This is a genomic window from Streptomyces anulatus, assembly GCF_014650675.1.
Taxonomy (GTDB): domain Bacteria; phylum Actinomycetota; class Actinomycetes; order Streptomycetales; family Streptomycetaceae; genus Streptomyces; species Streptomyces anulatus.
The window spans coordinates 135,336-147,655 of sequence record NZ_BMVK01000014.1; the positions used below are offsets into that span (position 1 = coordinate 135,336).

Below are 12,320 nucleotides of genomic sequence, written 5' to 3' on the forward strand. Positions count from 1 at the left end.
GCCGTCGCGGGTTGTCGACCTCCGGCTTTCGACAGGGCCCCTGGCAGGCGTCACGTGCCAGGGGGTAGCTGCGGACGGTGTCAGCAGATGACGTGGACGGCGTCGGTCCTGTTGTCCGCCGAGGCCGGGAGGGTGAAGCCCTGGCCGGGATCGGCATGGACGAGGTGCTCCCAGGCGCTGCCGTTCCAGTTCGCGAGGTTCACACGGTGGCGGGTGCGGTTGAAGACGGACGTGGCCCGGTCACCGCCGCCCGCGAGACCGATGTTGTCGAACCAGCAGCCGTCCGTCGCGGTGTAGAAGCGCCCCACACCGCCTGCCTCGTCGTACAGACAGATGTTGCCCGCCGGGCAGTCCCAGGCGGCCTGGACGCCCGGTGCTGTCGGTGTCGCCGCGGCCGGCACAGCCGTCATGGTCAGTCCGGCGGTGAGAGCCGCAGCCATCGCGGCAGCCTTGAACTTCATTACGCACTCCCAAGGTTTCGGACTCCCCGGAACGGGTGCCCGCCTCCAGCGACCGGAACAGTTCCGGTCTGGTCACCTTCCTCATGCGCCGGCCAGGAGGCCGCCAAGCCTTCCTCCACCCGCACGGCAGTCAGAACCACCCCCACAGCCGAGCGCTCGGCACTCCAGGCCGGGCCGGCACGTACCGGCACGCGCACCGGCGCACACCCACACCCTCGTAAGAGCCGCGCAACAGGCCCAAGGCACTTCGCGCGGCCCGCACCGAACGGCGGCAGTCGCGGACCGGTCCGGCTCGACACCTGGATCAGCAACACCCGCGGCAGGCGCGAGAAGTTGAGCGACCAGCAGCGCGAGCAGCCCGCAGCGCTCGGGGCGGCACCGCGCACCATCGCACGTGGAACGGCACCGGAACGGGCTCGGCCCCGGGACGTTTGGAGGAACGTCCCGGGGCCTGCCGGTCATCCTACGGTGACGCCCTGAGGGTCACTGTGGCCGGGAGGGCACTCGCTCACCCGTCCGCGGCGATGGCGTTCAGAACGTTCATCCGGCCCGCCCGGAAGGCCGGGACGAGAGCGGCGAACAGTCCGACGAGGGCGGAGCAGGCGAAGACCGTGAGGATCGTCGGCCACGGGATCTCCAGGACCTCCAGCCCCTCCAGCGCCAGCAGCTTCTGGGCCGCGGTGCCCCAGCCCATCCCGAGTCCGAGTCCGAGCAGCGCCCCGAAGAGGGCGATGACCACGGACTCCAGCCGGATCATGCGGCGCAGCTGCCGACGGGAGAGCCCGATGGCGCGCATCAGGCCGATCTCGCGGGTCCGTTCGACCACGGACAGGGCGAGGGTGTTCACCACACCGAGCACCGCGACGATGATCGCCAGGGCGAGCAGGCCGTACACGATGTTCAGCAACTGGCCGACCTGGTCCTTCAGGTCTTCCTTGAAGTCGGCCTGGTTCTGCACCTTGTAGACGGGGTACTCGGCCATCGCGCTCTTCAGGGCCGCGTACGCCTCCTTCTCCTTGCCCTCCTCCGCCTTGCCGAACATGGCCACGTTCTGCGGCATCCGGTCGGCCGGGACGTAGGACGCCGCCGTCGTGAGGTTGGTGTACATCGCGCCGCGGTCGATGTTGGTGTCGTCGGAGGTGATGGCCGCGACCTTGAGCTTCGCAGTCTCCCCCGCCTTGAAGGCGACGGTGAGGGTGTCACCGATCTTGATGCCGTGGCGCTCGGCGTAGGTGTCGCCGACGGACATGGCGTTCTTGCCGTACGCCTTCGAGAGGTCACCGGAGAGCGCGGTGCGCCGGACGTCCTGCTGGTACGTCGGGTCGGCGGCGGTGATCCCCTCGTCCTCGGTCTTTCCGTTCGGGGCGGTGATCTTCGCCTCGACGAAGGTGTAGTCGGTCATGTGCTCCAGGCCGGGGACGTCGCGCACGGCTTCGGCGGCCTGGGGCACGATCGGGCGGCCGGTGCTGCTGTCCTGGACGATGAAGTCCGCTCCGACCGACTTGTCGAGCTCCTCGGTGGCCGAGGCCACCATGGAGGACCCGACGACGGACAGGCAGGCCACCAGGGCGAGCCCGATCATCAGGGCGGCTCCGGTCGCTCCCGTACGCCGGGGGTTGCGCAGGGCGTTGCGCTCGGCCAGCCGGCCGACCGGGCCGAAGAGCCGCAGGACGACGACGCTCAGGGCCCGCACCACCACACCGGCCAGGAGCGGGCCGATCACGATGAACCCGATCAGCGTCAGCAGCACGCCGACGGCGAGGAACATCGAGCCTTCGGTGGCCTTGTCCGCCTGGGTCGTGGCCCACAGGGCCGCACCGCCCGCAGCCGTCAGCAACAGGCCGATTCCGGCCCTGATCCAGCCGGACTTGCCGTCGGCGGGGGTCCCGGCGTCGCGCAGCGCGGCCATCGGGGAGACCTTGCCGGCCCGGCGGGCCGGGATGTACGCGGCGAGGACGGTGACGACGACGCCGAGCACGAGGCCGATCGCCGGGGTCGTCCAGGCGACGGTGAGGTCGCCGGTGGACAGCTCCATGCCCACGGCGCCCATGGCCTTCATCAGCCCGACGGCGAGGCCGACGCCGGCCGCGACGCCGAGCACGGAGCCGACGATGCCGAGGAGGACCGCCTCCACCAGCACGGACCGGTTGACCTGCTTGCGGCTGGATCCGATGGCCCGCATCAGGCCGATCTCACGGGTCCGCTGGGCGACCAGCATCGAGAAGGTGTTGACGATGAGGAAGATGCCGACGAGGAAGGCGATTCCGGCGAAGCCGAGCATCGCGTACTTCATGACGTCCAGGAAGGAGCCCATGGAGTCCTTGTTGGCCTCCGTCGCCTCCTGCTGGGTCTGGAGCTTGTACGCGGCCGAGCCGTCGAGGACGGTGGCCACGTTCTTCTTCAGCTGGGTGTCGCTGACGCCGCTCTCCGCGCTCACCAGGATCTGGGTGAAGACGTCGGGGGCGCCGAGCAGCTGCTTCTGGGCGGTGGCGGTGTCGAGGTAGACGACGGCCGCGCCCGGGTTGGTGACGGTGAAGGACGCGATGCCGCTGATCTTCGCCGTGATGTCGCCGGCGGCGGCGATGGTGCGCAGCTCGTCACCGATCTTCAGCTTGTGCTTCTTCGCGGTGTCGGCGTCGACCATCACCTCGGTGGGGCCGCGGGGTGCGTGTCCGGAGGTGATCTCCATCGAACGCAGGTCGTTCTCGGTCCAGTTGCCCGCGATGGTCGGGGCTCCGGTCTCGGAGCCCATGTTCTTGTTCTCGCTGTTGACGACGGTGACCGCCATGGAGAAGACGGCGCCCTCCGCCTTCTTCACCCCGTCGGCCTTCGCGACCTCCTGGACGACGGAGGCGGGGAGCGAGGCGGGCTTGCCGTTGTCGGGCTGCTCGTCGTTCCCGTCGGCCGTCTTCGGGCTGACGGTGACGTCGGGCGAGGTCACCGCGAAGAGCTTGTCGAAGGTGGTGTTCATCGTGTCGGTGAAGACGAGCGTGCCGCAGACGAACGCCACGGACAGCAGCACCGCCACCGCGGAGAGGGCCATCCGGCCCTTGTGCGCGAGGAAGTTGCGCACCGAGGTCTTCCAGACAGTCATGACGTCCGCCCACGTGCGTCGAAGTGCTTCATGCGGTCGAGGACCTGGTCCGCGGTCGGGTTGTACATCTCGTCGACGATGGAACCGTCGGCGAGATACAGCACCCGGTCCGCGTAGGAGGCGGCGACGGGGTCGTGGGTGACCATGACGATGGTCTGGCCCAGCTCGTCGACCGACTTGCGGAGGAAGGACAGGACTTCGGCGCCGGCGCGGGAGTCCAGGTTCCCGGTGGGCTCGTCGCCGAAGATGATCTCCGGCCGGGCGGCGAGCGCCCTGGCGACGGCGACGCGCTGCTGCTGACCGCCCGAGAGCTGGGTGGGGCGGTGCTTGAGGCGCTCGGCGAGCCCGACGGTCTCCACGACCTGCTGGAGCCAGGCGGCGTCGGGCCTGCGGCCCGCGATGTCCATCGGCAGCGTGATGTTCTCGATCGCGTTGAGCGTCGGGAGCAGGTTGAACGCCTGGAAGATGAACCCGATCCGGTCGCGCCGGAGCTGGGTGAGCTTCTTGTCCTTGAGCTTGGTGATCTCGGTCTCGTCGAGGAAGATCTCGCCCGACGTCACCGTGTCGAGCCCGGCCAGGCAGTGCATCAGCGTCGACTTGCCGGAGCCGGACGGGCCCATGATCGCCGTGAACTGCCCGCGGGCGATGTCCACGTCGACATGGTCGAGCGCGACGACCCGGGTCTCCCCGGTGCCGTACGCCTTCAGGACCTGACGCGCTCGCGCCGCGACGGCCGTACGCCCTCCAGTGCCCCCGTGCCTGGGAATGGTCACAGCCGTTGTCACGGTATTTCTCCTATGTCGGTCGATGACTGGACGTCATTGGGTACGGTCCGAGTCTGGTTTCTGGACGGTGCCCGGCGCGATGGTGCCCAGCGCAGTCTTCAGGTGGGGTTTTCCCCACCTGCCCCCCTGCGGCGGGCCGTAGCGGCGACGTAGGAACAGGTTAAGGAAACGCCTCCTGCCGCCACCTCCTCCGCCGGGAGGAACGGGCCCTGGCCACGATGAGGGGGCGCCCCCTAGGGGACTCGTCCCCCAGAGGGAGGCGAGGTCAGGGGCACCGTTCGGCCCGGCGGGACCGAGGGCGGGACGGGCGCCCAACCGGAGCGGAGGGGTCCGCCGGGGGCTCCCTCTCCACTCAGCGGCTTCCCCCGCCGATCCCTGCGTCGTTCTTCCGGACCCGCCCCGTTCGACGCTCCCGGATGAGACAGTGCCCCGGGAGATAGGTGCATAGGGAAGGAACCCCGGTGAGCGGCACGGACGACAAGAGCGACGTGGGCGCGGACGGCACGAGGGCGGGCGACACGGGCGCGGACACCGACGCCGACCCCGACGCCGGCTCCGCCCCGGGCGCGGGCGGGGACGGCACGGCCGCGCCGCCCGCCCTCACCACCCCCCGGGGCCGTCGCCCCGTCGTGGCGGCGCTCATGCTCGGCATGGCGCTGGCGGCCATCGACGGCACCATCGTGTCCACCGCCGTCCCCCAGATCGTCGGGGACCTGGGCGGCTTCACCGTCTTCTCCTGGCTCTTCTCGGGCTATCTGCTGGCCGTCACCGTCACGCTCCCCCTGTACGGGAAGCTCTCCGACACCTTCGGCCGCAAGCCGGTCCTGATAGCCGGGATCATCCTGTTCCTGATCGGCTCCGTCCTCTGCGCGGCCGCCTGGAACATGGCCGCGCTCATCGCCTTCCGTATCGTCCAGGGCCTCGGCGGCGGCGCGCTCCAGGGCACGGTCCAGACCATCGCGGCCGACCTCTACCCGCTGAAGGAACGCCCTCGCATCCAGGCGAAGTTGTCCACGGTGTGGGCCACCTCCGCGGTCGCGGGGCCGGTGGTCGGCGGGCTGCTCGCCGGGTACGCGGACTGGCGGTGGATCTTCCTGATCAACCTCCCGGTCGGCGCGGTCGCCCTCTGGCTGGTCGTCCGCCACCTCCACGAGCCCTCCCGCCCCCGCCCCGCCGCCCGGCCCCGCGTCGACTGGGCGGGCGCGCTCGCCGTCTTCGCGACCGGCACCCTGCTGCTCACCGCACTCGTGCAGGGCGGCGTCGCCTGGCCGTGGCTCTCGACGCCCTCGCTCGGCCTGTTCGGGGCGAGCGCGGTGCTGGCCGCGCTCACCGTCGTGATCGAACGGCGGGCGGCGGAGCCGATCATCCCGGGCTGGGTGTGGCGGCGGCGCACCATCGCCTCGGTCAACCTGGCGCTCGGCGCGTTGGGCCTGCTGATGGTCGCGCCGACCGTCTTCCTCCCCACGTACGCCCAGTCGGTGCTGGGCCTCGGCCCGATAGCGGCCGGGTTCGTGCTCTCCGTGATGACGCTGAGCTGGCCCGTCACGGCGGCTCTGTCCGACCGGGTCTACAACCGCATCGGCTTCCGGCTCACCGCGATCATCGGCATCGGCGCGGCCCTGCTGATCCTGCTGGCCTTCCCTCTCCTCCCCTACCCCGGCGAGCCCTGGCACCCGGCTCTCCTCATGCTCCTGCTCGGCGCGGCCCTCGGCCTCTTCCAACTCCCCCTGATCGTGGGCGTCCAGTCGACGGTCGGCTGGGCGGAGCGCGGTACGACGACGGCGTCCGTCCTCTTCTGCCGCCAGGTCGGCCAGAGCATCGGCGCGGCGCTCTTCGGGGCCGTCGCCAACGGCGTCCTGGCCGCCCGCCTCCTCGACGCCCCGGTGACCGGCCTCCCCGACGACCTGGACGCGGTGGCCCGCGCCCTGGAGGACCCGGGCACCCTCTCCGCGGCGGCGACGGACTACCTGCGCCGGGCGGTCGACTCCGCGGTGGACCACGTCTACATCGGAGCCGCCGGAGCCGCGGCCCTGGCCCTGCTCGCCCTGATCACCCTGGCCCCGCGCCGCTTCCCGGTCATCACCGAGACCACCGGGGCCCCGAGGAACACCGGGGCGGCCGACCGGCAGGACACGTCCTCCTGACCCGGTTCCGCCACGTGCCGTCAGATCGGGTGGTGGCGGCCCCAGAGCCTGTTCGCCAAGGGTGCCGCGACTCCTACGAGCGCCATGGCCGAGGCGGCGGCCCAGTACCTCGGCCCCTGCCCCAGCGCCAGCACCGACACCACGCCCACGACGGCTCCGGCAGTCAGGCTCAGAGCCGGCCACCACTCGCTGCGGCGCAGCAGGCCGGGGGCGGAGTACAGCGTCACGAGGGCTCCGACGATGACGGCGAACTCGTACCAACCGCCTCCGTCCGCAAGACCCCACCCGCTGCGCCGTACTCCGTTCGTCCGAACGAACCCCAGATGAACCGCACCCGCCACACCCCAGCACAGCCCGCCGGCCCCCACCACGCCTATCGACGCTCTCAACTCCCTGTTCCCCATGGGGGAAGAGTAGGCACCGTGCGCACGCGCCCCCGGTGACGCGGATCCCGGGGCGCGTACGACGGGCGGGCCGCCCTTCTCGATCACGTGTGTCCGGCGGGTACAACCCTTGGCCGGATCCGGCTGTCTGTACGGGAGCAGATCAACTGCATTCGAACGCGCAGTGACCATCGGGGGAACACGCCCGGGACGTTCCGCGCACTCTCCCTCAGGAGCCCCGCGTGGCAGCCCGCACCCTCGGTACACGTCTGGTCCTCGCCATCACCGTGGCATCCGCCCTCGTCGGCCTGCCGCAGGTCGCCCATGCGGCGGTGCCGTCCGGCCCCGTACAGGCGAGAACCGCCACCGCCGGGCCGCAGGACGACTTCAACGGGGACGGGTACGGCGATCTGGCGTTCTCGGCGCCCGGGGCGACGGTCAACGGTTTCGCCGGTGCCGGATTCGCCGGAGTGGTCTACGGGTCGAGCAGTGGCCTGAAGACCACCACCAAGCAGGTCCTCACCCAGGACTCGGCGGGCATCCCCGATGTCGCGGAGACCGGGGACAGGTTCAGCAGCACGCTCGTCTCCGCCGACCTCGACAAGGACGGATACACCGACCTGGTGGTCGGCTCGGCGGGTGAGGACGGTGCCGGCGTGGACGCCGGGACGCTGACCGTCGTTTGGGGTGGTGCGGCCGGGCTTTCAGGTGGCACCACACTCCTGGCGGGCACCCCGTACAGCGAGGTCGGCAGCGAACTGACCGCGGGCGACTTCAACGGGGACGGGTCCAAGGACCTCGCCACGTTCGTGCACGACGACCTCCAGGTCCTGACGGGGCCGTTCACCCGCGCCGGAGCCGCGGCCTCCGCCACCCTGACGCCGTATGCCACCCACCGGTGGTTCGAGCTCAGGGCGGGCGATGTCAACGGCGACGGGCGGGACGATGTCGTGGGTGTCTCCCACCACGACAGCGAGGACGACCTGCGGATGGTGTCCGTCGCCGCGGGCGGCCCCACCGGTCCGGGGCTCTTCAGCGTGGTGACCGGAGCCGGCGGGCACCGGCTGGAGGCCGGGGAGAAGCTCGCCGTCGGCAACGTGAACGGCGACGCGTACGCCGACATCGTGGTGGGCCGCCTCGAAGGCTACGACAGCGACGTCGACCACCCCCTCTCGCTCGGCGGCCTGATCACCTATGTGCCGGGCAGCGCCGCGGGGGCCCAGGGCGCCAAGGCGAAGGTCTTCAACCAGGACTCCGCGGGCGTGCTCGGTGTCGCCGAGCGCGGCGACCTGTTCGGCCAGTCCCTCGCCATCGCCGACACCAACGGGGACGGCTACGGGGAGGTCGCGGTCGGGGTGCCGGGCGAGGCGCTCGGCACGGTCGCGCGGGCGGGCGGGATCGTGATCCTGCCGGGCACGGCGGCCGGTCCGACGGGCACGGGTTCGACGGGCTTCAACCAGACCACCGAAGGCATCACCGGGACGGCGGAAGCGGGCGACCTGTTCGGCGGTGCGGCCGCGTTCGTGGACGGCGACAAGGACGGCCGCGCCGAACTGGCCGTGGGCGCACCCGGCGAGAACGCCGGTGAGGGTTCCCTCTGGGTCGTTCCGTCGATGAAGACCGGAACCGGCTCCTTCACGTTCGGCCACGGCACGCTGGGCACGGTGGCGGTCAAGGCGGCGCTGGGGTCGTCCTTCAGCCGCTGAGTCGCGCGACGCCGCCCCGGCCTCCTGCCGCGGGCGGCGTCTGCCGATGACCGGACTCGGTACGCCGCGAGTCGCCGACGGATCCCGGCGACAGACCCACCGCCACCCCCGCAGAGCCCGAACCCGTACCTTGATAGGCAAGTCATTACTTGCCTATTGTGGGGTCATGGCGGACGATGTCTTCAAGGCCCTGGCCGACCCCACCCGGCGGCGCATCCTCGACGAGCTGGTGGAACGGAACAGCCAGACCCTGTTCGAGATATGTGCGCGGCTGACGACCAGGCACGGCCTGGGCCTGTCCCGCCAGGCGGTCAGCCAGCACCTGGCCGTCCTGGAGGCGGCGGGCCTGGTCGTCACGCGCCGCGAGGGCCGCTACAAGTTCCACGACCTGAACACCGACCCCCTTGAGCACATCGTCGGCCGATGGCTCGGGCCGAAGACACCGGAGAGCACCCCATGAGGATCAACCTGACCAGCGTCTTCGTCGAGGACCAGGAGAAGGCGCTGCGCTTCTACACCGACGTCCTGGGCTTCGAGAAGAAGCACAACGTTCCGCTCGGCGGCGAGGACCGCTGGCTGACCGTGGTCTCGCCGGAGGACCCCGACGGCACCGAACTCCTCCTGGAGCCGAACAAGCACCCCGCCGTGCGGCCGTACACGACGGCCCTGGTCGAGGACGGCATCCCGGCCACCGCCTTCGCCGTGGACGACGTGCAGGCGGAGTTCGACCGGCTGAGCAAGCTCGGCGTGCGGTTCACCCAGGAGCCGACGGAGATGGGCGCCGTCACCACGGCGGTCCTGGACGACACCGTCGGCAACCTGATCCAGATCATGCACAGCGCCTGACACCGCGCCCAGGGGCGGCGAGTGCCGCGCTCAGATGTTCGGATAGGTGAAGCAGACCAGGATCGTGCGGCCGGTGACCACCAGGGACCAGTACGTGCGCGGGTCCGAAGCGCCCTCCCGGCAGTGCGCGGAGTTGGCGTCCGCCGGAGCGCGGTAGACGCCGGAGACGGCCAGGACCTGGTTGTACGGTCGAGGAACGCTCGTGGCTCCGCAGTCGACGGCGGTGGTGGACCCCAGTGACATGCTGCCGCCGTCGAACTCACGTACAGACAACGCCTGTTGACGTGTTCGACGAGCCTCCTGAGCCCCGTCCCGGTGCTGACCCGCGCCGCCTGGACCGCGTTCGCCACCGGAGCCGTCGCCCGGGACCGGTACCGTTCCGTTTACTGGTGTCATTGAGCACTTACCGGTGCCATCCCGGATGTACCGATGCCGCCGGGCCGATCCAACGGTCCGGCGAGGTTTTCGAGATTGACCGAAAAGAATTCCTCCGCAAGGGGGCATCTCCGCTTCGCGGCTTATTCCGAGGCCGACCGGTGGGGCGCACCGCATACACCTGGACCGTTTTCCGGTGGCCAGCTCCGCCCCGGCGGCCGCCATCGCGGGCGTCGCCTCGCGAATACCACAACACCCAAAGGCCACTGGCCACTTCTCGACAAAATCACTCTGCCTACGGACTATGCCGCCGACCGGATCATCCGCCGCACAAGCATGTCTACGATGTGGTCAACCCCTGACAGGAAAGGCTGCTTCCGCTTTCCTCCGATGCACCAAGGTGATCTGCACCTTCTCGGAGCGGCCGCACACCTTCTGCCCGGTAGAACTGAGGGACCGCATCCATGCCGAAACCCGCACCAGCCAGTCAGCACCGGCCGACGAAAACACCGAGGGCCGCGACAGCCCCGCTCGTGGCCGTGTTGTCGGCGAGTGCCGTCGCGGGAGCCGTGACAGCGACTCTGGCGCCTTCGGAGGCGCGCGGCTGGGTGGTGGCGGTGGTGCTCGCCGCCTGGGTGGTCCTGGCCGTCGCGCTCACCGTCGCTCACGGCGTCGTCCGGCGGGCACGGCGCTCGGCCTCGGACCGGGGCGCGGAGACCGAACGGCTCACGTCCTCGCTGGCCGCTCTCGAAACGGACACGGCGCACACCGCCGACGTGGCGCTGCCCGCGTTGATCCAGCTGGTACGCGGCGGGGTGAAGGCCACCGACGCCCTCGACCGGATCCCGCTGCCGCGCAGCCCGCGTCAGCGCAAGCTGCTGCACATCCTCGCCACCACGGTCGAAGGGCAGGAGCGGCAGACCGTCTCCCTGCGGACGGAGAGCACCCGGGTCCACGACGAGCTGGGGACGGAGAACGCACGGCTCCGTGAGGAGCTGCACGCGCTGACCTCCGAGGTGGAACGGTTCACCCGCGAGACGCTGCCGGGCGTGGTCGCCAGGCTCCGTGACGGCGAGTCCGGCGCCACGGTGCAGTCCGAGGTGTATCTGCCGGAACAGCCGCTCCTGCGCGCGTCGGTCGAGGCGGTGCTCCGGGAGCTCTCGCTCAGCGAGCGCCGTGCTCTCGCGGCGACGACCGCGTCGGCCAAGGCGCTCAGCCGGGTCCAGGCGAAGTCCGTCAGCATGCTCGCCGATCTGCGGAGCATGCAGGAACGTCACGGCGAAGAGGTGTTCGGGGATCTGCTGAAGCTGGACCACAGCACCTCGCAGCTCGGTCTGATGACGGACCGGCTGGCACTGCTGATGGGCGGCAGGCCGAGCCGCGCCTGGAACAGGCCGATCGTCATGGAGAGCATCCTGCGCGGCGCGGTCGGCCGCATCGCCGCCTATCAGCGCGTACGGCTGCACTGCTCGTCCAGCGTCTCCGTCTCCGGCTTCGCCGCCGAAGGCGTCATGCACCTGCTCGCCGAACTGATGGACAACGCCGCCAACTTCTCGCCGCCCATCGACGAGGTGCACGTCTACGTCGAGGAACGCGGCACCGGCATCGTCGTCACCATCGAGGACAGCGGTCTGAAGATGGCCGACGCGGCGATGCGACGGGCGGCGGACTCCGTCGCCGGCCGGATGACCGACCTCGCGACCCTGCAGGGCACCCGGCTCGGCCTCGCCGTGGTGGGACGGCTCGCTCTCAAGCACCGGATCAGCGTCAACTACCGCCCGTCCTCGCGCGGCGGCACCGGCGTGGTCGTCCTGCTGCCCCGGCATCTGATCGCGCAGGAGCCCCGCGAGAACCACCCGGCACCGGCCCACCGGGCAGCCGCCGCGCCCGCGACGCCGCCGCCCACGCCCGCCTCCCCGGCACCGGCCGCACCGGCTTCCCCGGCGCCGCCGCTCGCACCCGAGCCCACGCCCGTACAGCCGTCACCCGCACCCGCACCGCCGTCCCCGGTCTCCGCGCCGCCGCCCGTCACGCCCGCGCCCCCGACGCCCTCCGTGCCGGAAGCGGTCGCGCCCGTCGCCGGGACACCGCAGGACCCGTTCGCACCGCCGCCGCCCGCGACGGCGGGCGACCACCTCGTGGTCCGTCCGCGCGAGCCCGGGCGGAAGGCCGTCCGCCCGGCGGCCAACTCCACCCCCGGCGGCCTGCCCGTACGCACGCCCGGCCGCACCATGGCGGAGTCGGACCGGGAGCGCGGCCGCCACCGCGGCTCGCCCGCGCCCGCCTCTCCGGGGGACCCGCGCGGCGACACGCCGCGAACCTCGCCGCCGCGCAGCGCGGGACAGCAGTTCGGCGCCTTCCGGCGCGGCACCAAGCCCGGAGCCGGGGCGGGACATCCCGAAGGCAGCACCGGAGAACCCGAAGGCAGGGCCGAAGGACCCGACGGCGGGAGCGTACCGCCGACCACCGCTCCGTAACCCGGAACGCCCATCCGTACGGTGTCCGGTCCACCGGACGCGCTCGCTC

Annotated in this window: 10 protein-coding genes; 5 read left to right on the forward strand and 5 right to left on the reverse strand. The window is 71.2% G+C overall.

Annotation, left to right across the window (positions count from 1 at the left end; all coding sequences use genetic code 11):
- Positions 1-80 precede the first annotated feature (80 nt).
- From IE272_RS28805 to IE272_RS28815, 3 genes are all read right to left on the reverse strand, one after another.
- Positions 81-461: a peptidase inhibitor family I36 protein gene (locus IE272_RS28805; protein WP_190008774.1), complete on the reverse strand. Its 381-nt coding sequence runs from the start codon at positions 459-461 to the stop codon at positions 81-83.
- Positions 462-969: 508 nt separating this feature from the next.
- Positions 970-3,555: an ABC transporter permease gene (locus IE272_RS28810; protein ID WP_190008776.1), complete on the reverse strand. Its 2,586-nt coding sequence runs from the start codon at positions 3,553-3,555 to the stop codon at positions 970-972.
- Positions 3,552-4,340 carry an ABC transporter ATP-binding protein gene (locus IE272_RS28815; protein WP_050358925.1) on the reverse strand — a complete coding sequence of 263 codons (789 nt, stop codon included), beginning with the start codon at positions 4,338-4,340 and terminating at the stop codon, positions 3,552-3,554. The genes IE272_RS28810 and IE272_RS28815 overlap by 4 nt, the downstream gene beginning before the upstream one ends.
- 461 nt (positions 4,341-4,801) lie before the next feature.
- Between IE272_RS28815 and IE272_RS28820 the strand changes: the two genes are divergently transcribed.
- Complete coding sequence (locus tag IE272_RS28820; protein ID WP_190008778.1) at positions 4,802-6,484, forward strand: MFS transporter; 1,683 nt, start codon at positions 4,802-4,804, stop codon at positions 6,482-6,484.
- Positions 6,485-6,504: 20 nt separating this feature from the next.
- Here IE272_RS28820 and IE272_RS28825 read toward each other — a convergent pair whose 3' ends face one another.
- A complete protein-coding gene (locus IE272_RS28825) occupies positions 6,505-6,711 on the reverse strand; it encodes a hypothetical protein (RefSeq protein ID WP_159103665.1) in 207 nt (68 codons plus the stop codon).
- A 398-nt stretch (positions 6,712-7,109) separates the two neighbouring features.
- Between IE272_RS28825 and IE272_RS28830 the strand changes: the two genes are divergently transcribed.
- The 3 genes from IE272_RS28830 to IE272_RS28840 all read left to right on the forward strand — a co-directional run bounded on the left by IE272_RS28830 (position 7,110) and on the right by IE272_RS28840 (position 9,419).
- Positions 7,110-8,573: a VCBS repeat-containing protein gene (locus tag IE272_RS28830; protein ID WP_190008781.1), complete on the forward strand. Its 1,464-nt coding sequence runs from the start codon at positions 7,110-7,112 to the stop codon at positions 8,571-8,573.
- 166 nt (positions 8,574-8,739) lie between these two features.
- The gene (locus tag IE272_RS28835) at positions 8,740-9,033 is read left to right on the forward strand and encodes an ArsR/SmtB family transcription factor (RefSeq protein WP_050358921.1); all 294 of its coding nucleotides are present in this window, start codon (positions 8,740-8,742) and stop codon (positions 9,031-9,033) included.
- Complete coding sequence (locus IE272_RS28840) at positions 9,030-9,419, forward strand: VOC family protein (RefSeq protein WP_190008783.1); 390 nt, start codon at positions 9,030-9,032, stop codon at positions 9,417-9,419. Before IE272_RS28835 ends, IE272_RS28840 begins: the two co-directional genes overlap by 4 nt.
- A gap of 30 nt (positions 9,420-9,449) precedes the next feature.
- Here the strand turns inward: IE272_RS28840 and IE272_RS28845 are convergent, their stop codons facing one another.
- A complete protein-coding gene (locus IE272_RS28845) occupies positions 9,450-9,662 on the reverse strand; it encodes a hypothetical protein (RefSeq protein ID WP_229897788.1) in 213 nt (70 codons plus the stop codon).
- 596 nt (positions 9,663-10,258) lie between these two features.
- Between IE272_RS28845 and IE272_RS28850 the strand changes: the two genes are divergently transcribed.
- Positions 10,259-12,271, forward strand: a complete 2,013-nt coding sequence (locus tag IE272_RS28850) for an ATP-binding protein (RefSeq protein ID WP_190008785.1) — start codon at positions 10,259-10,261, stop codon at positions 12,269-12,271.
- Positions 12,272-12,320: the final 49 nt, after the last annotated feature.